Origin of the sequence: Terrabacter sp. C0L_2, assembly GCF_036352015.1 — a bacterium.
Classification (GTDB): Bacteria; Actinomycetota; Actinomycetes; order Actinomycetales; family Dermatophilaceae; genus Terrabacter; species Terrabacter tumescens.
Genome location: NZ_CP143557.1, coordinates 1,246,470 through 1,272,569 on the forward strand (window position 1 = coordinate 1,246,470; position 26,100 = coordinate 1,272,569).

Here is a 26,100-nt window from a genome sequence, read left to right on the forward strand (position 1 = left end):
GGATGTCTCAGGTTTGTCGTAGAGACGCATATACCCTCCGAGCGTGGACCCGATCACGAACCCGTACGCTCCGGGCGCGGGCCAGCGCCCGCCCGAGCTCGCCGGCCGCGACGAGCAGCTGCGCACCTTCGACGTCGTGCTCGAGCGGATCGCTCGCGGGCGCGCCGAGCGCTCGATCGTGCTGACCGGGCTGCGCGGAGTCGGAAAGACCGTGCTGCTCAACGCGCTTCGCTCGTCCGCCGTCCGGGCCGACTGGGGCACAGGCAAGTTCGAGGCGCGCCCCGACCAGCGGCTGCGCCGGCCGCTCGCTGCTGCGGCCCACCAGGCCGTGCGCGAGCTCGGCCACCCGCGCGGCGAGGACATCGACCAGGTGCTCGGCATCATCAAGGCCTTCGCCCTGCGTGACGCCCCGACCGGCGCCAGGCTGCGCGACCGGTGGCAGCCCGGGATCGACGTGCCGGCCGTCACCGGCCGCGCCGACTCCGGCGACATCGAGATCGACCTCGTCGAGCTGCTCACTGACATCGGCGGTCTCGCGGCCGACGTCGGCAAGGGCGTCGCCTTCTTCATCGACGAGATGCAGGACCTCGACCCCGAGGACGTGTCGGCCCTCTGTGCGGCCTGCCACGAGATCTCGCAGTCGGGGCTGCCCGTCATCGTCGTCGGTGCCGGACTGCCGCACCTGCCGGCCGTGCTGTCCGCGTCGAAGTCATACTCCGAGAGGCTGTTTCGCTACTCGCGCATCGATCGGCTGCCCCGTGACTCGGCCGACCGTGCCCTCGTGGGGCCGGCTTCCGAGGAGGGGTGCGAGTTCACCCCCGAGGCCCTCGACGAGATGTATGCCGTCACCGCCGGCTACCCCTACTTCATCCAGGCCTACGGCAAGGTCGTCTGGGACGTCGCGCCCAGCTCGCCCGTCACGGCGCAGGACATCCGCGTCGCCGTGCCCGAGGCCGAGTCCGAGCTGGCCGTCGGCTTCTTCGGCTCGCGCTTCGAGCGCGCGACGCCGGCGGAGCGCGAGTACCTCCGGGCGATGGCCGACGCCGCCCTCGTGAACTCGCCTGTGCAGGAGGGGGACTCGGAAGGTGAGGGTGCAGCGGAAGGTGACGTCGCGGCATACGTTCGCGACGGCGTGACCGAGCGCGAAGCTGTCCCGACCTCGGCCGTGGCGGACGTGCTCGGGCGCAAGCCGCAGTCGCTGTCGCCCGCCCGCGACGCCCTCATCAAGAAGGGGCTCATCTACTCCGGCGAGCGCGGCCTCATCGCCTTCACGGTGCCGCACTTCGGGCGCTACCTCCGCACCCAGTCCTGACGGCCCCACTGTCGGGGGCGCTCCAGTGCGTCAAGGGTGATCGACCCAAGGAGTGCCTTCGCGCAACGCAGCACGACAGCACGATGCGATGCGGTCTGGCCAGGGTGGGTTCACGGAAGAGCCGGTGGACGGACGTTGTGCTCGCGTAGCTTCTTCCTCACCACATCGACGTCCCCGTTGCGGTACTCGAGGGCTGCGGTTCTGGCTTCCGCCTTGTCGTGAAAAGGATCCGCTCTGACTCGCCATGGCGGCCCGGGGACGTCCGGACGGACACGTGCGTGTACCTCCTCTGCCGCAAGCTCGTCCGCGATTCGAGCAACCTCCTCCACTGAGCCGCCCCAGTCGACGCTCGTCTCCATCCGAGCCCAGCGTCTTCGATCGGCGAAGACGACCGCCACCACGGGGATGACTGCGCCGGCTGCGCCAAGTGCGCGGGGCCAGCCAAGAGCGGTCGTCGTCGCGATTCCCAGTGCGGCGACAACGAGGCACGCGCCCAGCAGCGCCGACCATCCGACGACGTTCAGCCTCGCAGTCCTGAGCCATGAGCGGCGACCGCCGCGCCGCCGCCACCCTGGGGGCTGGAGGTACTCGGCTGAGCTACCGGACTGGACCATGGTTCAGAGCGTGACAGATCGGGCGCCAGGACGCGTGAAGATCAGGCCGCGCCGGTAGGTGCGGAACACGGCCGATGTCTCATGAGTGGGAGTCGGGGCGGCGCCTCGCGTCCCTCGCCGTCACGGGCTGCGAGGCGCACGGATGGGGTCGTCCTCGGACTCGAGCATCGCCTTCGCCCTGGCGAACCGAGGCCCGTGAGTCCTGGCCGTGACGCGGTCGAGCAGGTGCTCCAAGATAGGCAGCCGCCACAAACGCGACATCTCGTTTTTCACGGTGACCCTCGTGCCAGTACCGTCCGGCTCGAAAGCGTAGCTCCAAGTCCCTTCCAGTCCGCTGGAGGACCTGTCCGTATGATCCTGTTGGGGATGTAGTCCGTGAACACGTTGAACCAGTAGAAGGACAACCTCCACGGGAGGCAGGGTCCAAAGCCCTACTGGTGGTGACAGAGCGTGGCCTTCGTGGCGCTCATTGACGTGACCGACCAGCGGGATGCCGGCCGTGGCCTCCGGCACCACCGGCCGGCGCAGCCGGCCGCGGAGGCGCAACCCAACTGCCCGTCCAGTGCTCCGGTGTCGGCCTCGACGCCCATGCGCGCTCATCGCACGAGAGTGAAGCATCTACCGTTGCCGCGGCGGCCCGGCTCGGCCACGTAAGGTCTCAGCATCCGTCGCTGGAATCCGTACCACGTCCTCGGCGGCGCACGGGTCCGTCCCCGACTCGGACCTGCCGACGCTCCGGCTCGCACGCAGAGCGGTTCAGCGTCGGCTGCCGACCTCACGGTGCCAATAGGCCGCGTCCTGACTGCCCACCCGGATCACGGCGTCCTGCTCGAAGAGACCGGGCCAGAGCTGGAGCAGGTAGAAGTCCACGACCCTCTCTGCGAACTCAGAGTCGCGACCAGCATCCCGGCCGTTCGCGCACACCCTCAGGCGGTACGAGCCGGTGGGGACAGGCAGAGGTCCGCCGTGCTCCCCGGCCCACGTCGCCCATCGCGGTTGCGCGCCGGCCGGGATCGCCACCGACACCTCCACGACGTCCTCCCATGCGGGCTCGGGGAGATCGGGCACGTGATCGCACAGCTCGATCCGCACCTTCGAGCCTCCTGAGCGGCGAGCGAGATTGACGTGCACCCCTCGCGGGTCGGAAGCCCCGACGAGACCGTTGACCTGGCCGCCGTAGAAGCGGTCGAAGTGGCCGTCGAAGCCGAAGCTGTCGGCCCAACCCAGGTCGAGCTGACCGAAGTCGGTCGAGATGACCTGGTCCAGAAGGACGCGTCTCATGGCTGGATTGTCGACCATCGGCCGGCCACGTGTGCCGATGCGCAGCAAGGTCTTTCGGGTCTTCACGGCACACGAAAACTCATGGAAGCGCGCTCGTGCGCGTTGCTACGGTGCCGTCGCACCTTGTCGCCGTAGCCGAGGACCTGCCGATGCACATCCTGTGAGACCTCTCGAGCGCTGATTCGTCACGCGTCGCGCCCCGCGCGCCGCGCACCTTTCGCTGTCGAACTTCTCACGGGAAACCGGTGCTTCTCTGTGCCCACGAACTGGGCCGTCGTGCCATCTGCCTGCCCACCATCGTCCGGCGCTGTCACGCGTGCGCCTCCGACCGCTTCCACGCGAACGGCAAGTTCCGCGTCAACGCCAATCACAAGCTCCTCGACGCCTGGCTCCTCGCTCTCTGCGCCGTCTGCGGAGACACCACCAAGCTCACCCTGTTCGAGCGGACGAAAGTCCGCGCCGTCCAGCCCGAGCTGCTGGATCGCTTGCACCACAACGACATCGGACTGGTGGCCGAACTGCTGCAGGATCCGGGCGTGCGCCGGCGCAACCACATCCGGCTCAACTGGGCGAATGCCTGGCGTCTCGACACCGGCTCGCCGCGCCGCGATCGTGACGGCGTGGACGTCGGCGGGGACTCGGAGATCCTGCCGATCGACGTCGTGGTCCGCTTTGCCCCGCGGATCCCCGCCCGGCCGGTGCGCCTCATCGTTGAAGGTCTCCGGCTCTCACGGGCCGAGGTCGAGAGGCTGGTCGCCGAGGGGCGACTTGTGTCCGCGGTGAGTCTCGGAGGGAGGCGCTCCGACGACTTCTCGTTCACGCTCAGGAAGATTGGCCACTCGCAGACCGTGTTCGATCCGGAGGGACCGTAGTCGCTGTCCCGGCGCTGAGGCCTAGGGGAGGGTGGCCGGGTCGGTGTTCGCGCCGCAGATCACCACGGCCACCCGCTCCCCGTCCTCCGGGACGTAGTGCCCCGACAGCAACGCCGCGTATGCGGCCGCAGCCCCGTACTCAGCGGCGATGCGGTAGTCGTTCCACAGGGCGCTGCGGGCGCTGATGATGTCGTCGTCCGTGACGAGGACCGACACGGGTGGCTCTGCAGCCTGCGCTGCGAACGCCGCCTCGCCCACGCGTCGCGCCCCGAGCGAGTCTGCTGCGACGCCTGAGACCTCGACGTTCACGGGTCTACCGGCGGCCATGGCCTGGTGCAGCGTGGCGCAGCGCTCGGGCTCCACCGCCACGACGCGAGCCCGGCCGAACGCGGCAGCGGCCACCCCGGCGTACAGACCGCCCCCACCGACGGCCAGGACGATCGTGTCGATCGAGGGCTCGTCCTCGAGGATCTCCTCGCCGATGGTTCCCGCCCCCGCGGCCACCTCCAGCTGGTCGTACGCGTGGGCGAAGACCGCGCCGCTCTGGTCGGCGAACTCCGTTGCCGCGCGGTAGGCGTCGGCGTACTCGAGTCCAACGTGACGTACGTCAGCGCCGTAGCCGCGGATGCGACTCACCTTCACCTCCGGTGCGCCCTCAGGCACGAAGACGGTGGCCGTGATGCCGAGCTCGCGTGCCACGTAGGCCTGAGCCAGGCCGGCGTTGCCTCCCGAGGCCACGACGATGCCCGACCTGCCCACCTCACCGGCCTCGAGCGCCGCGAGCTGGCGGTTGAAGGCCCCGCGCGTCTTGAACACGCCGCAGTGCTGCAGGAACTCGCACTTGATCCACACGGCATCGGCGTCGGACGGTGGCAACAGTGGCGTGCGCCTGACCCGACCGGCGATGCGGTTCGCCGCGGCATGCACGTCCTGTCGGGTGACCTTCACGCACGTCAGTATGCCGTCGCGTCAGCCGAGTCGACCCGGCGCTGCTCGCCACGCGTCCGGGTTTCGGCACGCTGAGGAAACAGGACGGGCAGACTGGGCAGGTGGTCGACGTCGAGCTGAGCCGGGCCCTGGTGACGTACCTGGGCTCTCCCGGAGTGCTGAACGCGCGGGATCCCGAGCTCCGGGTCGTGGACCTGCTGGGTGATCGCGCCTACGACGTCGTGCCCCGCATCCGGGCGATGCTGGCCGACCTCGACGCGGTGAGCCCTCCCCTGTGGAACACGGCCAGCCTGCAGGAGATGGGGCGCAACGTCGAACGATGGCTGACCGAGAACCATCCGGAGCTCGACGAGGCCGCGGTCGATGCCGTCGCCAACTCGTACACGTTCACCTACAAGTAGCGCGGTGACCCCACCGCGACAGGCGGTGGTGGAGCATCGCGTCATGCTGCCAGACCGCGGCGACGGGATGCCCCCGCATCAAGGCGGACTCTGGCCTCGATGAGGTGCCGGGTCGAATGCGCGACGAACGGGTGTCCGCCGCGCAGGTGGGCGTCGAGCTCGCGCAGCCGGTCCTCGAACCTCGCGACGGAGAAGTCGGGAACCCACCACACGCACTTGCGCAGGATCCACACGACGGCTCCGATGTCGTGGAACTCCATCCGGCCCGGGCCCGTTCCAGTCTCTCGACCGCCAGCCCGTGCTGCTCGGCCGCGGCGACCTCCCGCTCGGGGTCGTGGCCCCTGCGCTCCTCGATGAGGGGTCCCAGGAAGTGCTCGATCAGCTCGAAGGCCGAGGCCGGCCCGACGTGCTGCGCCACGTAGCGTCCGCCCGGCTGCAGGACCCTGCGGATCTCGGCCCAGTCGAGCCGCACGGGATGACGCGCCGTGACGAGCTCGAACGTGCCGTCGGCGAACGGGAGCGGACCGCCCGTCGGTGTCGACGACCTGCACCCCGCGCGGGCCCAGCAGCCGGCGCGCACGCTCGGCGTTCGGGGCCCACCCCTCGGTGACCACCATCGTCGGCGGAAGTGCTCGCAACCCCACCGGAGCGGGGCAACTGATATCCATGGCACATGCCGAGCACCCTGATCGAGGTCCGCAGGTCCTACTCGCCCGAGCAGGAGGTCGCCATCATCGACGCGGTGCACGACGCCCTCGTGGCCGCCTTCAAGATCCCGCAGCAGGACCGCTACATCAGGCTCGCCGTCTTCGAGCCGCGCCGCATGGTCAACGGACTCGCGGCGGGACAGGCCGACGCCTACACGCGCGTCACCATCGACTGCTTCACGGGACGCAGCCTCGAGGCCAAGCGCTACGACCTCGGTTTCGACGTCAACGTCTGACCCGGAGGCGAGCTCAGCCCGGGACGAGTGACCGCACGGTCCACCACGACGTGCGCAGCGCCGGGCCGATGACATCGACACCACCGGCCACCGTCACCACGAGCCACGCAGCCGCCAGCATGAGGGCCGGCCCGACGACGTAGCGCTCGACGGCGTGGTCGGTGCTGAGCGCCAGGTAGTTGTAGCGGTGCCGGTGCACCGGCCAGAACAGCGGGCACCCCTGCACCGTGGCCATGTCGCCGAGCAGGTGCACCGTCACTCCCGTGGCCACCGCCCACGGCACGACCTCGACGGGGAACGAGTCGAGCACCGCCCCACGCGTCAGCATCGCCCCCATGAGCAGGCACAGGAGCGTGTGACCGACGGTCGCGCGGACCATGTTGACGCGCAGTGCCGCCGCGGCGATCGCGAAGAGGAACGAGAGGAACAGCCCGAGCGGCAGGCCGCCGAGGTGGGTCAGCCAGGCGGCCAGCCCGGTGAAGGCCGCGAGCCCGACGAACGAGTGCGTGCCGTTGCGGTGGCCACCGCTGAGCAGGCCCACGCACCAAGCGAGTCCGGCCGAGATGGGTCCGAGGGAGCGCGCCGGTGTGGCGTGCGCGTGGTCGACGTCGGGCAGGATCGCGGCGCCTGCAGCCGTGACGGCGGCGACCGGGACGGCCCACGCATCGACCGTCACGCCGTGGGATCTGAGCACCGGCGTCAGCGCCAGCACGGCGACCGCCCCCGACAGGGCATGCGTCCTACCGAGCACCGCCGACCACCCCTCTCACGACGGGAGACTCTAGTCCGCGCGGTTCGTGCCACCGACGCCGGGGAGTCGTATGCCTTGTGCTCCCTCACGCACCCCACCGGCGCGCCGCGTCCCCTCAATTCCATTGTGTGGCAGTCTCTCCCGTCGTGCCTCGAACCACCCAGACGTCATCCCGGCCGGTGCGGACGCAGCTGGCTCGGTACCTCACCGCGCTCGCCGCGGCCGGACTGCTCGCGGGCTGCGGGCTGCCGCTCGCGTCCCCGGGAGCCGGGCACGACGCCGGCGGCCCCCACGCCTCGACGCGCGTCGAGGGTGGCGCCAGCCCGTCGGGCACCAAGACCACGACGGCCACGACGAGCGCCACGGCCGTCCCGCCCCTGACCCGTGAGCAGGTGTCGGACGCGATCGCGGCGCTCGCCCACCTCCCGGTCAAGGGCCGCGCACCCAAGACCGGCTACGACCGGGCGGCCTTCGGGCAGGCCTGGACCGACGACGTCGACGTCAGCCTCGGGCACAACGGCTGCGACACCCGCAACGACATCCTCCGCCGGGACCTCACGGGGGAGCGCCTCAAGCCCGGCACCCGTGGCTGCGTCGTGCTCTCGGGCGTGCTGGCCGACCCCTACACGGCGCGGACCATCACCTTCACCCGCGGCCGGTCCACGTCGTCACGGGTGCAGATCGACCACGTCGTGGCGCTCGGCGACGCCTGGGTCACCGGCGCCCAGCAGCTGACCGCCAAGCAGCGCACGACGCTCGCCAACGACCCGCTCAACCTGCTCGCCGTGGACGGACCGACCAACAGCGCCAAGCGCGACTCCGACGCCGCGTCCTGGCTGCCGCCCAACAAGGCGTACCGCTGCGCCTACGTCGCCCGCCAGGTCGGCGTCAAGCAGCGCTACCACCTGTGGGTCACTCCAGCAGAGGGCGCGCAGATCGCCCGCATCCTCGCCGGCTGCGCCGTGACACGCTGAGCCGTGACGCACTGATCCGCGCTGAGCCGCATACGACCTCGTGTGCGTGCCGGGGATGGCGGAAGGGCCGGACCCCACCTGACTGCCAAGCCGTGAGGGAGGGGTGGAGTGGCAGTCAATCCCGGCCCTTCCAGTAGGACACGCTACGGGAACGAACGCCGAAGTTGGGGCGAAGTGACCGAGCTTCCCCCCCACGTCAGCTCGGTCAGCCGGATTCCCGCGTGGCAGCACGCGAGCGCGCCCGTTGCGCGGCCATGTGGTCGTCGAACTCGGCGCGCCAGGTGTCGCTGACGGCGATGCCCTCGGCGCCGGCCACCTCGGTCGACAGCTCGACGGGGAAGCCGTAGGTGTCGTGGAGCACGAAGAGGTCGGCGCCGGTCACCACCGAGCCGCGGTGGCTCTCGAGCCGCTCGAGGCCGCGCCGCAGGGTGCGGCGGAAGACCTGCTCCTCGCGCGCGAGCACGTCGACGACGTCGTCCGCAGCCGCCGCCACCTCGGGGTAGGCGGAGGCATAGGTCGCGGCGACGGTCGGTACGACGTGGGGGAAGAAGTTGTCCTCGATCCCGAGGTCGACGGCGAAACGGACGGCGCGGCGCACGAGCCGTCGCAGGACGTAGCCCTGCGCCTTGTTGCTCGGTCGCACGCCGTCGACGGCGAGGAACGTCGCGCCCCGGAGGTGGTCGGCGATGACCCGCATCGCGAGCGTCTCATCCTCGTAGGTGCGCCCGGACAGGTCCTCGAGCCGCTCGACGATCGGCCACAGCAGGCTGATCCGGAAGACGTCGGGGCTGTCGATCGCCGCGGCGGCGATGCGCTCGAGGCCCCCGCCGTAGTCGACGTTGCGGCGCGGCAGCGGCTCGAACCCGGTCTCGGTGCGGCGGTACTCCATGAACACCGAGTTGCCGAGCTCGATGAACCGCCCGCAGTCGCAGTTCGGGTGGCAGTGCAACCCGTAGGCAGGGTCGTGCTTGACATGCGGGAAGAGGTAGAAGACCTCCGTGTCGGGGCCGCCCGGCTCGCCGACCGGCATACGCTCCGCCGCGCCCTCGCGGCACCACCAGTTCTTCGCGCCGTAGAAGACGATCCGCGCGTCGCCGGTGCCGACCTGCGCGGCGTGCTCCTCGGTGTCGAGGTCGACCTGTCCCGCGTCGACGCCGGCTGCCGTGAAGAGCTCGGTCCACAGCGCGGCCGACTCCTCGTCCTTCGGTATGCCGTGTGGCTCGTCCCCGATGAAGCACGACACATGGATCCGGGCGGGGTCCAACCCGACCGTGGCGGTGAGGAACTCCCAGAACTGCCGGAGCTGGACGTCCTTGAAGTAGTCACCGAGGCTCCAGCTTCCGAGCATCTCGAAGAACGTCGTGTGCCGGTTGTCGCCGACCTCCTCGATGTCCTGGACGCGCAGGCAGGTCTGGCTGTCGACGAGCCGCGCGCCGGCGGGGTGGTCCGCCCCGAGCAGGTAGGGCACGAGCGGCTGCATGCCGCTGCCGGTGAAGAGCGTCGTTGGGTCGTCGTCCGGCACGAGCGAGGCGCGCGGGATGACCGCGTGACCGCGGCCGGCCAGGTGGTCGATGAACGCGCTGCGGATCCCGTCCGCGTCGATGCCGGTCATGCCTTGATTCGACACCCCGGACGGCCCTGCCCACCAGCCGGTTTCGTGACAGGGGGTCAGGGAAGGCATGCTCGTCGCATGCGCCCGCTCGTCGACCTCGTCCTCGTGGCGGCGTTCCTCGTCCTGTTCCTGCTGACCGTGCGGGTCGAGCCGCGGCGCTGGCTGGCGGGTGTCCTGCTCGCCGGGGCTCTGTGGGCGGCGACGACCGCGGCGGGGGCCTCGCCCCTCGTGCTGCCCTGGGTGGGAGCGACCGTGCTCGGGCTGCTCTTCGTCGGCAACGGCGTGCGGATGGTGCGCCCGGCGAGCCGCAACCAGGCCAACGCGGTCGCTCTCGTGCTCGGCCTCGCGATGCTCGCCGCGACCGTCCTCGCGGTCGTCCTCCTCCAAGCGAGCCCAGGCACGAACACGAGCCGAGGCGCCGTCCTCGGTCTCGTCGTCCTCCTGCTCCCGGGCTATCCCGGGCTCGTGCTGCTCTCCTACGCCCTCTACTGCCTCGCCTACCTGCGGCGGCGCGCGCGGCCGGAGCCGGCGGCGATCATCGCCCTCGGGTCGGGGCTCGTGAACGGCACGGTGCCGACGCTGCTCGCCAACCGCCTCGACGCCACGGGAAAGGCCTGGCGTGACGAGCGCGCCCTCGGCCACGACCCGCTCGTCGTCCCGAGCGGCGGCCAGGGCGACGACGAGCCGATGGCCGAGGGAGTGGCCATGACGGCCTACCTCGTCGCCCACGGCATGCCGCGCGAGGCGCTCGCCATCGAGGACCGCTCGACGACGACCGAGGAGAACCTGCTGCTCTCGCGCGAGATCCTGCGCGCGCGGGGGATCGACGACACCGGTCACCTGCGCGTCGTGACGAGCAGCTACCACGTCGGCCGGGCCGCCCTGCTGACCCGCCGGCTCGACCTCGACGCGGACGTCACGGGCGCGCCGACGGCGTGGTATTTCCTGCCGAGCGCGTTCCTGCGCGAGTACCTCGCGGCGCTGACGCTGCACCCGCGGATCAACCTCGCCGGCCTCGGCGTGTGGATCGCCGGCACCGCCTTCTTCTTCGCGTATGCCGTCCCGCGCGGCTGAGCGCTCCCGCCCGGTCAGGACGTGGCGGGGTGCTGCGCGAGGTCGTCGCGCAGGACGCGCTTGAGCAGCTTGCCGCTCTGGTTGCGGGGCAGCTCGTCGACGAAGTGGATCGCCTTGGGCAGCTTGAACGGCGCGAGCGTCGCGCGGGCGTGGTCGACGAGCTCGGTCTCGGTCGTGGTCTGCCCCGGACGCAGCACGACGACAGCCGTGACCGCCTCGACCCACCGCTCGTGCGGCGTCGCGATGACGGCGACCTCGGCGACGGCGGGGTGCGTGTAGAGCGCGTCCTCGACCTCGCGCGAGGCGACCATGACGCCGCCGGTGTTGATGACGTCCTTGATGCGGTCGACGACGGTGAGGTAGCCCTCCTCGTCACGGGTCACGAGGTCGCCGGAGTGGAACCAGCTGTCGCGGAACGCCTCGCTCGTCGCGGCGGGCTTGTTCCAGTAGCCGGTGCACAGCTGGGGCGAGCGGTAGAGCAGCTCGCCCGGCTCGCCGGCCGGGACGTCGCTGCCTTCGGGGTCGACGACCCGCGCCTCGACGAAGAGCACCGTGCGCCCGCAGGCCTCGGGTCGCTCGGCGTGCTCCTCGGGCCGCAGGACCGTGGCGAGCGGCCCGATCTCGGACTGGCCGAAGCAGTTCCAGAACTCGAGCCCGGGCAGCCGCTGCTGCAGCCGGTCGCGCACGGGGACCGGCATGATCGACGCGCCGTAGTACGCCTTGCGCAGCGAGCCGAGGCCGGCGGTGTCGAGCGCCGGGTGGTTCGACAGCGGCACCCAGACGGTCGGCGCGAGGAAGAGCGAGCCGATGCCGTGCGCCTCCACGCGCTCGAGGATGGTCGCGACGTCGGGCCGGGTCAGCAGGTGGTTCGTCGCGCCGACCGCGAGGTAGGGCAGCAGGAAGACGTGCATCTGGGCCGAGTGGTAGAGCGGCATCGAGTGCAGGGGCGCGTCGTCCTCGCGCAGGTCGAGCCCGACGATGCACGAGACGTACTCGTGGACGAGCGCGCGGTGCGTCATCATCGCGCCCTTGGGCTGGGACGTCGTGCCCGAGGTGTAGAGCAGCTGGACGAGGTCGGTGTCGCCGGTCGCCACGTCGAGCACGGGCACCTCGCCCTCGCTCCACCGCGGCAGCAGCGCGTCGTCGCCGCCGTGGAGCAGCAGCACCTGCTCGAGGTCGGTGTCCGCGCGGACCGACTCGACGGGCTCGCGCAGCGCCACGTCGACGAGGGCCACCCGCGCGCCCGAGTCACGGAGCAGGTAGGTCAGCTCGGGCCCGGTCAGGGCGTAGTTGATCGGCACGTGCACGAGCCCCGCGCGGGCGCAGCCGAGGAAGGCAAGCAGGTAGGCATCGGAGTTGAGCCCGACCGTCGCGACCCGGTCGCCGGCCGCCAGCCCGAGTCCCAGCAGGTGCGCGGCCGCGCGTGACACGGCGTCGTCGAGGGCGGCATACGTCCACGTCCGGTCCTCGAAGACGAGGGCCACCCGGTCGGGGTGACGCGTCGCGCTGCGGCGGACGATGTCGTCGACGGTGCTCGAGGTCGTGACACTCATGTGGGGTCTCCGGTGGTCGGACGGGCGGGGGTCGGGCGGGCGGGGGACGCGAAGGCGGCGAGCAGGGCGCCCGCCTCGTCGGTGGACGAGAGGCGCGCGATGGTGGCGGCCTCGTCGGCGAGCGACGCGGCATACGACCTCTCGCCGGAGCGGCGCAGCAGCCGGGCCGCCTCGCCCACGGCCTGGCGCGGGAGGGCGGCGATCGCGGCGACGACCTCGCCCGCGCGGGCATCGAGGGTCTCGGCCGGGCAGACCTCGCTGACGAGCCCCCAGTCGAGCGCCGTCGCGGCGTCGACGGGCGCGCCCGTCAGGAGGAAGAGCGCGGCCCGACGGGCGCCGACCACGCCGGGCAGCAGCGCACTGACGCCGCAGTCCGGCGACAGGCCCACCGAGGGGTACGCGGCCACGAACGTCACGTGGTCGGCGGCCAGCACCACGTCGGCCGCGAGGACGAGCCCCACGCCCGCGCCCGCAGCGGGGCCCTGGACGACCGCGACGACGGGGACGGGGAGCGCGCGCAGGGCCTCGAGCGTCTCGTGGAGCACGCCCGCGAGCTCGGCGACGAAGGCGGGCCGGTCGGGTGCAGCGGCCATGGCGCGCACGTCACCACCGGCGCAGAAGAGGCGGCCGTCGGCCCGGAGCACGACGACGTGCACGGACGGGGCGGCGCTCGCGATCTCGGCGACCACGTCGCGCAACGCCAGCGCGGTCGGCAGGTCGACGGCATTGCCGGCGTCGGGACGCGCGAGCCGGATCGTGGCCACGCCGCCCGACAGCGACAGCTGCGGCAGCGTCGTCGTCACGGGACTCATCCTGCCCCGCCGGTGCGCGGATGGGGAGGACCGTGCCGGGACCGCTCACGTCGTGGACGGTTCCGCCCGGACGCGCCGGCCCCTACAGTCAGGGGGCATGGACTTCGTCACGCGAGGCTTCCAGGGCCGACCGCGCGGCCGCGACGACCGGCTGCCCCCGGGGCAGTACCTCACCGGTGACTTCCCGGTGCTGTCCGCCGGGCCGACGCCCGGGATCGAGCACGACGAGTGGGAGCTCTGGGTCGCGACGGAGGACGGCACCCGGCAGACGTGGTCGTGGACCGACCTCATGGCGCTGCCGGCCGAGACGGTGACCGTCGACATCCACTGCGTCACGAGCTGGTCCAAGCTCGACACCGAGTGGCGGGGCGTCTCGCTCGACACGCTCCTCGCCGACGTCGAGACCGGCGCGGACTACGCGATGGTGCACAGCTACGGCGGCTACACGACGAACCTGCCGCTCGAGGACCTCCTCGACGGGCGGGCGTGGGTCGCCTTCGAGTTCGACGGCGACGACCTCCGGCCCGAGCACGGCGGTCCCGCAAGGCTGCTCGTGCCGCACCTCTACTTCTGGAAGTCGGCCAAGTGGGTGCGCGGCATCGAGCTCATGGTCGAGGACTCGCCCGGCTTCTGGGAGGCGATCGGCTACCACGACTACGGCGACCCATGGCGCGAGCAGCGGTACCAGGGGGACTGAGCGCCCGGCGCGCGTGGCGGGAGGCCACGCTCGTCGAGCGCCGTCCCGAGACCGACAGCGCGGTGACGCTCGTCCTCGACGTCGACGGGTGGCCCGGCCACCTGCCGGGACAGCACGTCGACGTCCGGCTGACGGCGCCCGACGGCTACACCGCGACCCGGAGCTACTCCGTCTCGGCGCCCGAGCGCGGCAGCCTCGTCGAGCTCACGGTGCAGCGGGTCCCCGACGGTGAGGTGTCGACGTTCCTCGCCGACGGGCTCGCTGTCGGCGACACGGTGCGCCTGCGCGGACCGGTCGGCGGCTGGTTCGTCTGGCGCACGGTCCAGCCCGGTCCGGTGCTGCTCGTCGCGGGTGGGTCCGGTGTCGTGCCGCTCATGGCGATGCTCCGGGCCCGTGAGCCGGACTCGCCACCGTTCCGCCTCGTCTACTCGGTGCGGGAGCCCGAGGACGTCATCTACCGCGACGAGCTCGCGGCGCTCGGCTCGACGCCAGGGGCTGAGGTGCTCCTCGTGCACACGCGTCGGGCGCCCGACGACGACCCGCGCGCGGCCGGTCGGCTGCGCGAGGACGACCTCGTCGCCCCCGGGTGGGGCGCCGCCGACGCGCCCACCTGCTACGTCTGCGGCACGACCGGGTTCGTCGAGACCGCGGCAGACCTGCTCGTCGGCCTCGGCCACGCGGCCGACCACGTCAGGACAGAGAGATTCGGGCCCAGCGGCCCGTGAGGAGGCTCCACCATGACGAGTGATGAGATGCCCGACTGGGACGGCAACCTCATGGCCGGCCCGCTCTCCGAGCTCTTCGCGCTCGACGTCACGGCAGCCGTCGTCCGGTGCCGCGGCTGCGGCGCGTCCGCCGAGGTCGCCACCCTGCGGGTCTACGGGCCCGACCCGGGCCTCGTCGGCCGGTGTCCGGGGTGCGACGACGTGCTGCTCCGGGTCGTGCGCACCCCCGACGCCGTGTGGCTCGACCTCGGCGGCGTCACGTCGCTGCGGGTCCCCGCTGCACTGGGCTGATCCGAGTCCGTCGGGAACTGGGCACTCGAGTGGGGTGGGTCCCCCGTCCCGTCGAGTGCTCACTTCCCATCGTCGGGCACTGGGCACTCGACGTGCTGTCGGGTCAGGTCAGCAGGGCGTGGATGCCGACCGCCCCGAAGGCGATGACCATGAGGACGAGGGTGATGCCGGCGAACCACAGCGCACCGAGCTGCTCGCCGTTCATCTGCTCGCGCCAGCCGAGGTCGGTCGCCGCGCGCCGGATGAGCTGCCTGCCCTCGCCGGCCCGGAACGTGTAGTCGACGACCTTGCCCACGTGGCCGGTGTCGGCGTCCACCCCGACCTCGACCCGGCGCTGGTAGCTGTAGACCCGTCCGCGCTTGACCGAGCGGGCGGCCGTGAGCGATGCGCCGCCGGCGCCGTAGCTCACGGTGTGCTCGACGTCGGTGATGCCGTAGCGGCCGGGCTTCTTGACGTGGACCTCGTGCGTGAAGACCTTGGTCAGCCCGTGCGCCGCCGTGAGGGTCAGCCATCGTCCGTCGGCGAGGTCGACCGTGACGTCGAAGCCGTACGGCTGCTCGACGACGATGTAGGGAGTGCCCTTCGCCCCGTCACGGACGCGGACCATCAGCTCGTGTGCATCGTGCATCGGTTCCCCTGTGGTGTGTCGGTGTCGTGGTCGGTCGAGCCGGCCCTGGCGGGGGTCCCGCTCGGACCGCGGTCCGGCGACTATAACGGGGACGTCCCGGCCGCTCCGGGTCGCACGGCCGGCCTCGTTGGTCCACACTGACCCGGTGATCGGCGCGGAGTTCGAGTCCGTCCTCGCCGGCGCACAGAACGGTGACGAGGCCGCGTTCGCCCGGTTGTGGCGCGACCTCAACCCACCGCTCCTGCGCTACCTGAGTCTCGGGGGAGACGCCGCTGACGAGGTGGCCGCGGAGACGTGGCTCACCGTCGTCAGGGGATTGGCCACCTTCCGGGGTGACGAGATGGCTTGGCGTGCTTGGGTCTTCACGACCGCACGCCGTCGGGCCGTGGACGCCGGGCGCAAGCGCACCCGCTCATCCCGGCTGTCCTGGCGGTCGTCGTGGGTCGAGCCGGTGGTCGCCGACTGTGCGGACGAGGTCGTCGACGCCCTCTCCACCGAGGAGGCGATCTCCCTCGTGCGACGCCTGCCGCCGCTGCAGGCCGAGGTGGTCCTGCTCCGGGTCGTCGCGGAGCTGTCGGTGAGCGAGGTGGCGGAGCTCGTGGGCCGCAGCCCCGGGGCCGTCCGCGTGGCCGCTCACCGGGGTCTGCAGGCGCTGAAGAAGATGGTCGACCCGACAGGTGTAACGCCAGAGGGTCCGGGGACGCTTCGGGGGGTGACATGACCGATCCACGGCCCGACGCCTCCTCCTCCGTCGACGACCCCGCCCTCGCTCCCGTGCTGGCGGCGCTGACCGCGCCCCCCTCCGCACGCGAGCTGGACGGCTATGCGTCGACGCTGTCGGCCCTGCGGGCGGCTCAGGTCACCCCTGCCCCATCCCCATCACGCCGGAGACCATCCATGCTCGCAACCCTCGCCGGCGCCAAGCTCGGCGCCACGATCGCCGGGATCGCAGTCGGACTCGGAGGCGCCGCCACTGTCGTCTACGTGTCCTCGAACGTCGCGCACACACCGGACAGCCACGCCAGCGCGACCGCGACGCCCGCGTCGTCCGGCGCCTCGGGAACGTCCGGGACGTCCGGCGGCTCCGGGACGTCCGGCGCTCGTACGGGCACGCCCACGCCGCAGGGCACCGCCGTCGGGCCCGACGCCACCGGCTCCGCCGCCCACGGGCTGTGCACCGCGCGGAAGGCCGTGGCCGCCAACGGCAACGGCAACGGGGGCAAGGCGATGGACTCGGTCGCGTTCACCAACCTCGCCAAGGCGGCGGGTGGCGCGGACAAGATCGCGTCCTGGTGCGCCACCGTGACGGCTCCCGGCGCCTCCGGGGACCACGCGACCGGCAAGCCGAGCAGCAAGGGCAAGCCCGCCACCGTGCCCACCGGCAAGCCGGCGACGGTTCCGACCGGCAAGCCCACCACCGTTCCGACAGGGCGCCCCACGACGCAGCCCGCGGGCAAGCCGACGGTCCTGCCGACCCCCACCGCGACGCCTCCCGTGACGCCGTCGTCGCACCCGGCCGGTCGCCCCTGACCTGACGCACCCCGACGAGAGAGGGCGTATGCCGCGAGCCTCGGCTCACGGCATACGCCCTCTTCCGCGCCAGCGGGGTGGTCAGTCCTGCAGGCCGGCCTCGACGGCGGCGATGATGCGCGGGCGCAGGTCGTGCGCCTCGATGACGGCGTCGACCGAGCCGACCGAGACGGCCCGGTGGATGCTGTGCACCGTGTCGAACTCCGAGGCAACCTGACCGAGCTTCTCGGCGCGCACCGACGTGCGCAGCTCGGCGAGCTCCGTTGCGAGCCGGGCCCGCTCGACGCCGGAGGCCTGCGCGAGCGCACCCTCGAGCTCGGCGACGCGCGGGTCGGACGCCGTGCGGGCGTCGACGTCGCGCGAGAAGACCACGGCCGCCGCCGGGGCCCCACCGAGCACCGACGCGAAGGAGCCCTCGATCGCGAGCACTGTCATGCGCGGGTTGAGCGTCTTGGAGAAGACGACGAACGCGCCACCGTGGTAGCGGGAGACGACGGTGAAGACGATCGGGCCGTCGAAGTTGACGATGGCCCGGCCGATCTCGGCGCCGTACTCGAGCTGCAGGCTGCGCATCGACTCGGGTGAGCCGTCGAAGCCGGACAGGTTGGCGAGGACGACGACCGGCCGGTTGCCGCTCGCCGCGTTGATGGCGCGCGCCACCTTCTTGCTCGACCGGGGGAAGAGCGTGCCGGCCGTGTAGGTGTCGGGGCCGTCGGTGGGCGGGAAGCCCCGCCGGGCAACGGACTTGCTCTCGATGCCGATGAGCGTGACCGGGATGCCACCGACGTGGGCGTCCTGCACGACGGCCGTCTCGGCGTCGGCCATGCCGGCCCAGCGCTCGAGCGGCTCGTGGTCCTGGTCGCTGACCGCGCGCATCAGGGTGCGGATGTCGAAGGGCTTCTTGCGGTCCGGGTTGGTCAGCGAGCTGAAGATCTCGCCGACCGTCCTGAAGTCCGAGCCCGGCGCGTCGTGCGGGTAGAGCGTCACGTCGCGGTGCGTCGGGTCGCTCGTCGCGACCCGACGCGGTCCCGACTCACCCGGGCTGACGTAGGCGTGGTCGTAGTGCGCCATGAGGATGGCCCGGGCGCCCGCGAGGTCCTTGGCCCAATACTGCGCCTGGCCGTTGGGGCCCATGACGCGGTCGTAGCCGCCGATGCCGAAGTTGTCCTCGGCCGAGACGCCACCGGAGAAGTCGAGCGACTGCTTGCCGGTGAGCACCATGGCGCTGTCGGGCGTCATGACGAGGATGCCCTTGGTGTGCATGAGCATCGTCGCCTCGGCGTTCCAGTAGGGCTGGGCGCCGACGTTGATGCCTGCCACGACGATGTTGATCTCGCCGCCCGCCTGGGTGAACTCGATGATCCGCTTGAGGGCGCGGGCCACCCAGTCCATGTTCTCGGTGCCGGAGTCCATCGAGATGCGCGCGCCGGCCGACAGGGAGTACCACTCGAGCGGCACCCGCATCTGCTCGGCGAGGTCGATCGCCGCGATGACGCGGGCGCACTCGGCCTCGGCCACCGAGCCGAGCGAGCGCAGCGGGTCGCCCGAGAGCACGACCCGGGTGACACCCTCGGGGTGGCGCGCCGTCGGCGTGCTGACGACGGCGACGATGATGCCGGCCTTGTTGAGCCCGACCGGGCGGTCGACGGGCACGAGCGAGCCGGTGTCGTCGAGGTCGTGCTCGACGACGGTGCCGCCCTCGCCGGCGATCATCGACTGCAGCTCGTAGGGGTAGACCAGACCGCGGCGGCGGGCCCGGACGACCTTGGAGGCGTAGTCGTCGAGCGGCTTGAGCGGCTCGGTGGGTGGGGCGCCAAGGGTGCCCGTGACACCCGAGCCCGGCTGGTAGAAGAAGCGGCCCGCGATCGGCACCGGTGCCTCGCCCGGCGACACCGTGACGTTCGCCTGGACGAGCACCTCCTCGATGCCGGCACCGGCGGTGACGGGGGCGATCTTGCTCTGGAGCGCCGTCAGCTGGCCCGGGTCGGCCTCGATCGTGGGCCAGATCTGCACCCAGACGTGGTTCATGTCGAGACGGGATCCCTTGGCACCGCGGCTCGCCCGCACGCGGCGGATCGCCTCGAGGCAGTTGGCGATGGCCCGCTCGACGTGCGGCAGGCCCGTGACCTGGCCGGACTCGTCGCGCACGACGACGACCTGGCGCACCTGCGCCAGGGCGACGAGGCGGTGGTCGTCGGGGTTGTCCTTGGCGACGCACTCGTAGAGCAGGACGTCCTCGGGGGCCTCGAGGCGGGTGACGTCGAACGACGTGAGGCGCCACAGGTTGAGCCGGCGTCCCACCATCGGGTGCACACCCCGCACGAGGCGGTCCTCGACGAGCGTGCCGTCGACCGGGCGGAAGGTGAAGTAGCCGACGGGACGGCCCTGTCCGGCGCTCACGGCGACGGCGACGCGGCGGACGTCCTGGGCGAAGGGCAGCTGCTGCAGCAGCGCGGCGAGCTGCTCGCTCGCGGCGTCGGGGGAGTCCGGCTCCTGCGGCCAGCGCAGGTAGAGGTCGACGACGGAGTGCAGGCCGGTCGCGCGCGACCACACGTCGTTGGACACGGCCGCGTCGAGCAGGCTGCCCGGGACGAGCTCGTCGACACCGCCGATCGTCGACGTGAGGTGCGTCGGGCGGTCGTCGAGCGTGTAGTCGGCGACGGCGAAGGGCCGGCCACCCTCGGAGAAGGTGCGCAGGCCGTGCAGCTCGTGCTCGCGGTAGTGCCGCTTGATGAGCACCTCGAGCATCGGCTCGTGCTCGGGCAGCCGCTCGGGCGCCTCCTCGTGCAGGCGCTCGGTGAGGAAGCGGACGATCTGCTCGGGGATGGCCGCGAGCTCGTCGATGCGGGCCGTGTGGTCGGGGGCGTCGGGCTCGGCGGCCAGGGAGGCCAGCTTGTCGCGGACGCCGGCGAGCACGCTCTCGCGCTCCTCGTCGACGAGCGGCTGGTCGAACCAGCGGAAGCGCACGCTGCGGGCGAGGTCGCCGATGACGGGGAAGCGCAGCTGGGTCGCGACGACGAGGCGGTCGAGCGCTTCACGGGCTGCCGCGTCGAGGGGCGGCTGCGGGATCGGCTCGGCGAGCCAGCGCTGGAGGATCGAGGTCGCGAGCTGCACCTCGGGCGCGGAGCGCTGCTGGGCGAGGAAGATCCGGAACACCGCCTCCTCGAGGTCCGGCGTGCGCTCGAAGTCGGTGACGCCGTAGTGCCGCAGCACGCGGGCGAGCTTGTCGCGGAAGTCGGCCGACAGTCCGGCGCGGTCGACGTCGAGGCTCTGGAGGTAGGAGTGGAAGTGCTCGCGCGGGCTGTGCACGAGCAGCTCGGTGTGGCGCTCCTCGGCCGCCGGGCGGTTGCGGCTCAGCTCGGCGAAGTCGGTGAACAGCTCGAGGACCGCGATCTCCTCGTCGAGCGGGATCGTGCCGCCGGCGGCGAGCTCGTCGCGCGCTGCGAGGTAGCCCTCGAGCATCCGGCGGTCGCCGCTCGGGTCGCCGTCGAAGCCGAGGACGCTCGCCGAGAGGTCCTCGATGCCGCGGTCGACGCGCTCGCGCACGCTCGCGGTGCCGGCGCTCGAGTCGGGCAGGTCGAGGTCGACGCCCTCGGTGGCCGCCGCCTCGGCGACCTCCTCCTCGTCGCCGGTCGGTTCGAGCCGCACGAGCGGCGCGCCGGTCTCGACCTGGCTGCCGACCGACACGAGCAGCTCGCGCACGCGGGCCGCGAAGGGGGCCGGCAGCACCGTCTCCATCTTCATCGACTCGAGCACGAGCACGGGCGCGCCGGCAGCGACCTCGTCGCCCACGGCGGCCGGGGTCGCGACGACGAGCGCGGGCGCGGGCGAGCGCACGACGCCGCCCTCGTCGCGGGAGACGCGGTGGGTCACACCGTCGACCTCGACGAGGTGCACGGGACCGTGGGTGGCGGTGACGAGGCGGTGCGCACGTCCCTCGACGACGATGCGGCCGGCATACTCGTCGATCCGGTCGAGCGTCGCGTCGACGACGTGCTCGTCGCCTCCGTTGGTGATGCTGACGCGGTAGCGGTGCGACGCGGTGCGCAGCACCATGACCTTGTATGCCGTGCCGCGCAGCTTGAGGTCGATGGCGCGGCCGACGGCGTGCTGCACCTGGGGACGGCCACCGCGCGCCGACTCGAGCAGTCGGGCGCGCTCGATGGCCTCGGCGTCCTCGTAGGCCTCGATGCCGGCGGCCACGAGGGCGACGCCGGAGTGGCGGTGCGAGACGAGACGACCCTCGGCGCGGACGCGGTCGATCCAGCCGGTGTCGGCCGAGCCGTCGATGATCTCGGGCTGGTCGAGCAGGTCGAGGATGAAGCTCTTGTTGGTCGAGCCGCCGTCGATGACGACGGTCGTCTCGGCCATGGCGCGGCGCAGGCGGGCGAGGGCCTCGTCACGGTCGCGGCCGTGGGCGATGATCTTGGCGATCATCGAGTCGAAGTCGGCGGGGATCGAGTCGCCTTCTCCCACACCGGTGTCGACGCGGATGCCGGGTCCGGCGGGGAACTGGAGCAGGCTGATGCGGCCGGGGCTCGGCGCGAAGTCGCGGTCGGGGTCCTCGGCGTTGAGCCGGGCCTCGACGGCGTGGCCGCGCTGCGTGGGACGGCCGTCCGGCAGCTCGTCGAGGCGGCCGCCGTTGGCAACGTGGATCTGGAGCTTGACGAGGTCGGTGTCGGTCACGACCTCGGTGATCGGGTGCTCGACCTGCAGGCGGGTGTTGACCTCGAGGAAGGCGAAGAACCGCTCGCCCGGGTGGTAGAGGAACTCGACGGTGCCGGCACCGGCATAGCCCACGGCGATCGCGAGGCGCTCGGCGCTCGTGCGCACCTCGTCCTCCTGCTCGCGGGTGAGCACGGGCGAGGCGGACTCCTCGATGACCTTCTGGTTGCGGCGCTGCACCGAGCAGTCGCGCACGCCGACGGCCCACGCGGAGCCCTGTCCGTCGGCGATGACCTGGACCTCGATGTGGCGCGCGCCGGTGACGAGCTTCTCGAGGAAGACGACGCCGGAGCCGAAGGCGCGCTCGGCCTCGTCGCGGGTGCGCTCGTAGGCGTCGGTGAGGTCGGCGTCGGAGTCGACGCGGCGGATGCCGCGGCCGCCACCACCGGCGGTCGCCTTGAGCATGAGCGGGTAGCCGATGCGAGCCGCCGCGGCCTTGGCGTCCTCGAGGGTGTCGACACCGCCGCGGCTCCACGGCGCGACGGGCACGCCGACCTCCTCGGCGATGAGCTTGCTGCCGATCTTGTCGCCCAGCTTGACCATCGCGTCGGCGCTCGGGCCGATGAAGGTGACGCCGATGCGGTCGCACAGCTCGGCGAACGCCGGGTGCTCGGCCACGAAGCCCCAGCCGACCCACGCCGCGTCGGCCTTCGTCTCGCGCAGGGCGCGCTCGAGGACCGCGTAGTCGAGGTAGGGACGGGCCGAGGCCGGACCGAGGTCGTATGCCTCGTCGGCCTCGCGCACGAACATGGCCCGCCGCTCGCCCTCGGTGTGCAGGGCGATCGTCTCGATGCGGTGCCCGTCGCGACCGGCCGCCGCGTTGAGGTCCCGCACCGCGTGGATGAGCCGCATGGCGGCCTCGCCGCGGTTCACGATGGCGATGCGCGAGATCATGCGTGCTCCTTCAGGACGGGGGTGGTGTCGCACCCTGCAGCCTTCCACGCCATCCCGGTGACCGGCGAGTAGACAGGCCAGCCGTTCACCCTTGGGGGGCGGCCCGGCGCGCTACCGTCGGCTCGTGGTGGGGACCTCGGGCGTCGGCGCGTTCGGTGCGCGGCTCCGCGCCCTGCGCGAGGCCAGGTCGCTGACGCAGGAGGAGCTGTCGGAGCGCTCCGGCCTCAGCGTCAAGGCGATCGGCGCCCTCGAGCGCGGCGAGCGGCGGCGCCCGCACCCGCACACCGTCCGGGCCCTGGCCGACGCGCTCCTGCTCGACGACGCGGACCGCGCTGCGCTCGTGGCATCCGTGCCACGACGGGGCGGAGAGCCCGTGCAGTCCGGGCCGTCCGGGCCGTCCGGGCCGTCCGGGCCGTCCGAGCCGTCCGAGCCGTCCGGACCTTCCGGACCTGCGGGCTGGTCGGCAGCAGCGGGTGGCGCCGTCGCGGGGGCGTCACTGGCTCCGCTCTTCGGCCGCGACGCGGACCTGACGCGCCTCGTGGACCTCCTGACCACGCGGGGCGCGCGGTTCCTCACGCTCACCGGGCCCGGCGGCGTCGGGAAGACGCGTCTCGCGACGGAGGTCGCGGCGCGGGTCGGCGACTCCTTCCCGGGCGGCGTCCGGCTGCTCGACCTCGCGGCCGTACGCGAGCCGGACGAGGTGCTGCCACAGGTCGCGGCCACGCTGGGGGTGGTCGAGGAACCGACCGGGACCGTGCACCTCGTGGAGCGGGTCGCGGGCCACCTCGCGGACCGTCGGGTGCTGCTCGTCCTCGACAACCTCGAGCAGGTCGTCGCGTGCGGGCCTCGCCTGGCCGAGCTGCTCGGGCTCGCGCAGGGGCTCACGGTGCTCGCCACGAGTCGCGCTCCGCTGCGGGTCCGCGCCGAGCAGGAGGTGCCGGTGGCGCCCTTGGCCCTGCCGGCTCCCGATGACGGGCCCGACGCCCTGACCGACCTGACCGACCTGACCGACCTGGACGCCGTCGCCGCGTCTCCCGCCGTCGCGATGTTCCTCGACCGCGCCGCGGCGGCCGGTGTGCACGACGGCGCAGCCGAGGCCGCCACGATCGCCGCGATCGCCCGACGCCTCGACGGTCTCCCGCTCGCCATCGAGCTGGCCGCGGCTGCGGCGCGCGTCCTTCCGCCCGAGGCGCTGCTGGCACGGCTGGAGGCGGGCAGCACCGACGTGGGCGTCGCCGGCCCGCGCGACCTGCCCGAGCGGCAGCGCAGCATGGCGACCGTGCTCGACGGCAGCATCGGGCTGCTCGAGCCCCGGCAGCGCGACCTGTTCCTGCGCACGGCCGTGTTCTCCGGAGGCTTCTCGCTCGACTGGCTCGCCGCCGTGGAGCGGGCGGTGGAGCCCGCGGTGAAGCGGCCCCCGACGGTCCCTGCCGACGACGTGCTGCCCCGGATCGCCGCCCTCGTCGAGCAGGCGCTCGTGCTGCCGGGGCCCTCGCCGGACGGCATCCCTCGTTTCCGCCTCCTGGAGCCGGTGCGGCAGCACGCGATCACGCAGGCCCACGCCGCGGGCCTCGCGCTGCCTGCGGCCGACGCCCACGCGGCATACGCCCGGCTGATGGCTGTGGATGCGCACCGACGGCTGTGGTCGGCCGGCATCGGGCCGGTGCTCGACCGCGTCGAGGCCGAGCGGGGCAACCTGAGGTCGGGACTGCTCCGGCTCCTCGAGCTCGGCCGGGTGTCAGAGGCCGCCGAGCTCGTCGGAGGACTCTGGCCGTACTTCGCCATTCGCGGACGTGTAAGAGAGGGACACGAGTGGCTCGAGCGCGTCAACGGCACCGGCACCACGACGGCCGTGGCGTGGGCGGCGGTCGGCCGCATGGGGCTGATGCTCGTCGTCGGTGAGGTGGGTGGCATGCGCCTGCTCGCTGACCTGGCGATCCGACTGTCGGAGCGGTCCGGCGACGCGCTCCTCATGGTCGAGGCCGCTCTGCTCGGCGGGCTCGGAGCGCTCTTCGCCGGCGACCTGGCCGCGGGGGAGCGGCTCCTGGCGTCGGCCGAGGCGCGGGCGGAGGACCTCGGCGCCGAGGACGCCGGCGAGGGCGACCCCCTCCGGTGGGCTCGGCTGCACGTGCAGGTGGGACGCGGACAGGCGCGCCTGCTCGCAGGTGATGCCGAGGGTGCGACGCGACTGCTCGAGGAGGCGGCCACGGCGGCGAGGACGCTGGGCAACGAGTTCGGCCTCGCCACCGCGCTCAACACCCTCGCGACGGCACGCCAGGTCGCCGGCGACGACGCCACTGCCGCGGCCCTGCTCGGCGAGTCCCTGGCGGTGTCGTTCCCGCTACGGCTCGGCTGGACGCTCGGCTACGCCCTGCCCGAGCTCGCCGGGGTGGCGGCGCGGTCAGGTCGCCCCGAGGGCGCGGCATACCTCTTCGGCGCTGCGGCGACCCTCGGCGACACGACCGCGGTGGACCCGCACTACCCGCCCTCGCGTGCCGGCGCGGACGCCGGGCTTGCCGTCGCCCGGACGCGACTGGAGTCCGACGAGTTCACCGCCGCGTGGGACGCAGGTCGGACGGCGACGCAGGAGGAGGTCGCCGGCTTCGCGGCCGCCGTCGTCGCCGACATCGCCTCCCCGGGCAGCGCGGACCTCAGCCTTCGCGGACGCGGCTGACGAAGCGGCGGTACTGCCGGGCGCCGAGCGTGCGCACGAGCACCCGGGCCGGCAGGGGCAGCTTCGCGAGCATCGCCCGACGCTCCTCGGGTGAGCACTCCTCGAGCAGCGCACCGAAGAGCAACGGGAGCTGCGAGCGGGTCATCGCCTCCATCCCGTGCTGGCCGAGGCTGTCCCACTCGGCGACGGTGACGTAGCGCAGGCACAGCGGCAGGATCTCGCGCTCCTCGAGGTCGAGGTGCTCGGCGAGGTCCGCGGCGAACCGGTCGAGGACGTCGGCCAGCCCGGCGCCGCGCTCTCGGGTCGGTGCGGCCTCCCAGACGGGCAGCAGGTGCGCGACGCGCTCGAGGTGGTCCTCGATCCCGTGGTGCTGGGCCTGCATCGTCTCGACGAGACCGGTGGACGGCGCGGCCCGTTCGAGCAGCGCCGGCCACAGCACGGCGTCCTCGCCGGTGTGGTGCATCTCGAGGCCGGCGAGGACGAGGCGCAGCACCTCGGCGAGGGCCCCGGCTCGCGCCACGTCGCCGTCGTCGACCTCGCGGACGAGTCCCGGCAGCAGGCGCGTCTCGCGGCGGAAGGCGCGGTGGATGATGACCATCTCGTGGACCCACGGGCGGTCGGTGGTCGGCGTGGTGCTGAAGGTCGTGGTGCTCACGGTGGTGCCTTTCGACGAGGACGTGCGGTCCTCTCAAGCGTCGACCGGCCACGCACGCGGTCCCAGCCACAGCAGGTCCACGCCACCCCCACGGTCCCCCCACGCTCCTGCCACCTTGCCGTCACGGGAGGGGT

At 72.5% G+C, this 26,100-nt stretch carries 23 protein-coding genes; 12 read left to right on the top strand and 11 right to left on the bottom strand.

The window, feature by feature from the left end; all coding sequences use genetic code 11:
- The first annotated feature begins 43 nt into the window (after positions 1-43).
- The gene (locus U5C87_RS05830) at positions 44-1,312 is read left to right on the top strand and encodes an ATP-binding protein (protein ID WP_330475677.1); all 1,269 of its coding nucleotides are present in this window, start codon (positions 44-46) and stop codon (positions 1,310-1,312) included.
- 110 nt (positions 1,313-1,422) lie between these two features.
- On the opposite strand, the gene U5C87_RS05835 is transcribed toward U5C87_RS05830, so the two are convergent.
- On the bottom strand, positions 1,423-1,926 hold the full coding sequence (locus U5C87_RS05835) for a hypothetical protein (RefSeq protein WP_330475678.1): 504 nt from the start codon (positions 1,924-1,926) through the stop codon (positions 1,423-1,425).
- 756 nt (positions 1,927-2,682) lie between these two features.
- Positions 2,683-3,255, bottom strand: a complete 573-nt coding sequence (locus tag U5C87_RS05840) for a hypothetical protein (RefSeq protein ID WP_330475679.1) — start codon at positions 3,253-3,255, stop codon at positions 2,683-2,685.
- A gap of 197 nt (positions 3,256-3,452) precedes the next feature.
- On the opposite strand from U5C87_RS05840, the gene U5C87_RS05845 reads away from it, so the two are divergent.
- Positions 3,453-4,079: a DUF1062 domain-containing protein gene (locus U5C87_RS05845; RefSeq protein ID WP_330475680.1), complete on the top strand. Its 627-nt coding sequence runs from the start codon at positions 3,453-3,455 to the stop codon at positions 4,077-4,079.
- 21 nt (positions 4,080-4,100) lie between these two features.
- Here the strand turns inward: U5C87_RS05845 and U5C87_RS05850 are convergent, their stop codons facing one another.
- Positions 4,101-5,027, bottom strand: a complete 927-nt coding sequence (locus tag U5C87_RS05850; RefSeq protein ID WP_330475681.1) for a threonine/serine dehydratase — start codon at positions 5,025-5,027, stop codon at positions 4,101-4,103.
- Between the two features lie 101 nt (positions 5,028-5,128).
- Here U5C87_RS05850 and U5C87_RS05855 point away from each other — a divergent pair, with 101 nt between their 5' ends.
- Positions 5,129-5,428, top strand: a complete 300-nt coding sequence (locus U5C87_RS05855; protein WP_330475682.1) for a hypothetical protein — start codon at positions 5,129-5,131, stop codon at positions 5,426-5,428.
- A 41-nt stretch (positions 5,429-5,469) separates the two neighbouring features.
- Here the strand turns inward: U5C87_RS05855 and U5C87_RS05860 are convergent, their stop codons facing one another.
- Positions 5,470-5,688, bottom strand: a complete 219-nt coding sequence (locus U5C87_RS05860) for a hypothetical protein (RefSeq protein ID WP_330475683.1) — start codon at positions 5,686-5,688, stop codon at positions 5,470-5,472.
- Positions 5,689-6,101: 413 nt separating this feature from the next.
- Between U5C87_RS05860 and U5C87_RS05865 the strand changes: the two genes are divergently transcribed.
- Positions 6,102-6,371 (top strand): tautomerase family protein, encoded by a 270-nt coding sequence (locus U5C87_RS05865; protein WP_330475684.1) that lies wholly within the window; start codon positions 6,102-6,104, stop codon positions 6,369-6,371.
- Between the two features lie 13 nt (positions 6,372-6,384).
- Here the strand turns inward: U5C87_RS05865 and U5C87_RS05870 are convergent, their stop codons facing one another.
- Positions 6,385-7,122, bottom strand: coding sequence for a metal-dependent hydrolase (locus U5C87_RS05870; protein WP_330475685.1), 738 nt, complete (start codon positions 7,120-7,122; stop codon positions 6,385-6,387).
- Positions 7,123-7,268: 146 nt separating this feature from the next.
- Here U5C87_RS05870 and U5C87_RS05875 point away from each other — a divergent pair, with 146 nt between their 5' ends.
- Complete coding sequence (locus tag U5C87_RS05875; protein WP_330475686.1) at positions 7,269-8,096, top strand: HNH endonuclease family protein; 828 nt, start codon at positions 7,269-7,271, stop codon at positions 8,094-8,096.
- A 205-nt stretch (positions 8,097-8,301) separates the two neighbouring features.
- Here U5C87_RS05875 and U5C87_RS05880 read toward each other — a convergent pair whose 3' ends face one another.
- Positions 8,302-9,708, bottom strand: a complete 1,407-nt coding sequence (locus U5C87_RS05880; protein WP_330475687.1) for an alanine--tRNA ligase-related protein — start codon at positions 9,706-9,708, stop codon at positions 8,302-8,304.
- Between the two features lie 78 nt (positions 9,709-9,786).
- Here U5C87_RS05880 and U5C87_RS05885 point away from each other — a divergent pair, with 78 nt between their 5' ends.
- Positions 9,787-10,782 carry a YdcF family protein gene (locus U5C87_RS05885; RefSeq protein ID WP_330475688.1) on the top strand — a complete coding sequence of 332 codons (996 nt, stop codon included), beginning with the start codon at positions 9,787-9,789 and terminating at the stop codon, positions 10,780-10,782.
- Positions 10,783-10,796: 14 nt separating this feature from the next.
- Here U5C87_RS05885 and U5C87_RS05890 read toward each other — a convergent pair whose 3' ends face one another.
- Complete coding sequence (locus U5C87_RS05890; protein ID WP_330475689.1) at positions 10,797-12,335, bottom strand: acyl-CoA synthetase; 1,539 nt, start codon at positions 12,333-12,335, stop codon at positions 10,797-10,799.
- Positions 12,332-13,138, bottom strand: coding sequence for an enoyl-CoA hydratase/isomerase family protein (locus tag U5C87_RS05895; RefSeq protein WP_330475690.1), 807 nt, complete (start codon positions 13,136-13,138; stop codon positions 12,332-12,334). Before U5C87_RS05895 ends, U5C87_RS05890 begins: the two co-directional genes overlap by 4 nt.
- 106 nt (positions 13,139-13,244) lie before the next feature.
- Between U5C87_RS05895 and U5C87_RS05900 the strand changes: the two genes are divergently transcribed.
- The 3 genes from U5C87_RS05900 to U5C87_RS05910 are packed head-to-tail and all read left to right on the top strand — an operon-like array spanning position 13,245 to position 14,860.
- Positions 13,245-13,844 (top strand): sulfite oxidase-like oxidoreductase, encoded by a 600-nt coding sequence (locus U5C87_RS05900; protein ID WP_330475691.1) that lies wholly within the window; start codon positions 13,245-13,247, stop codon positions 13,842-13,844.
- Positions 13,814-14,569 carry a ferredoxin reductase gene (locus U5C87_RS05905; protein WP_330475692.1) on the top strand — a complete coding sequence of 252 codons (756 nt, stop codon included), beginning with the start codon at positions 13,814-13,816 and terminating at the stop codon, positions 14,567-14,569. Before U5C87_RS05900 ends, U5C87_RS05905 begins: the two co-directional genes overlap by 31 nt.
- A 12-nt stretch (positions 14,570-14,581) precedes the next feature.
- The gene (locus U5C87_RS05910) at positions 14,582-14,860 is read left to right on the top strand and encodes a DUF6510 family protein (RefSeq protein WP_330475693.1); all 279 of its coding nucleotides are present in this window, start codon (positions 14,582-14,584) and stop codon (positions 14,858-14,860) included.
- Between the two features lie 103 nt (positions 14,861-14,963).
- On the opposite strand, the gene U5C87_RS05915 is transcribed toward U5C87_RS05910, so the two are convergent.
- On the bottom strand, positions 14,964-15,488 hold the full coding sequence (locus tag U5C87_RS05915) for a hypothetical protein (protein ID WP_330475694.1): 525 nt from the start codon (positions 15,486-15,488) through the stop codon (positions 14,964-14,966).
- 145 nt (positions 15,489-15,633) lie between these two features.
- Between U5C87_RS05915 and U5C87_RS05920 the strand changes: the two genes are divergently transcribed.
- Together U5C87_RS05920 and U5C87_RS05925 are read left to right on the top strand one after the other, a co-directional pair.
- Positions 15,634-16,209, top strand: a complete 576-nt coding sequence (locus U5C87_RS05920; RefSeq protein WP_330475695.1) for an RNA polymerase sigma factor — start codon at positions 15,634-15,636, stop codon at positions 16,207-16,209.
- A gap of 176 nt (positions 16,210-16,385) precedes the next feature.
- The gene (locus tag U5C87_RS05925) at positions 16,386-17,018 is read left to right on the top strand and encodes a hypothetical protein (RefSeq protein WP_330475696.1); all 633 of its coding nucleotides are present in this window, start codon (positions 16,386-16,388) and stop codon (positions 17,016-17,018) included.
- A gap of 81 nt (positions 17,019-17,099) precedes the next feature.
- On the opposite strand, the gene U5C87_RS05930 is transcribed toward U5C87_RS05925, so the two are convergent.
- Complete coding sequence (locus U5C87_RS05930) at positions 17,100-22,637, bottom strand: ATP-binding protein (RefSeq protein ID WP_330475697.1); 5,538 nt, start codon at positions 22,635-22,637, stop codon at positions 17,100-17,102.
- Between the two features lie 124 nt (positions 22,638-22,761).
- On the opposite strand from U5C87_RS05930, the gene U5C87_RS05935 reads away from it, so the two are divergent.
- Positions 22,762-25,311: an ATP-binding protein gene (locus U5C87_RS05935; protein ID WP_330475698.1), complete on the top strand. Its 2,550-nt coding sequence runs from the start codon at positions 22,762-22,764 to the stop codon at positions 25,309-25,311.
- On the opposite strand, the gene U5C87_RS05940 is transcribed toward U5C87_RS05935, so the two are convergent.
- Positions 25,289-25,966 carry a hemerythrin domain-containing protein gene (locus U5C87_RS05940; protein ID WP_330475699.1) on the bottom strand — a complete coding sequence of 226 codons (678 nt, stop codon included), beginning with the start codon at positions 25,964-25,966 and terminating at the stop codon, positions 25,289-25,291. The two genes, U5C87_RS05935 and U5C87_RS05940, sit on opposite strands and share 23 nt — an antisense overlap.
- Between the last annotated feature and the right edge of the window lie 134 nt (positions 25,967-26,100).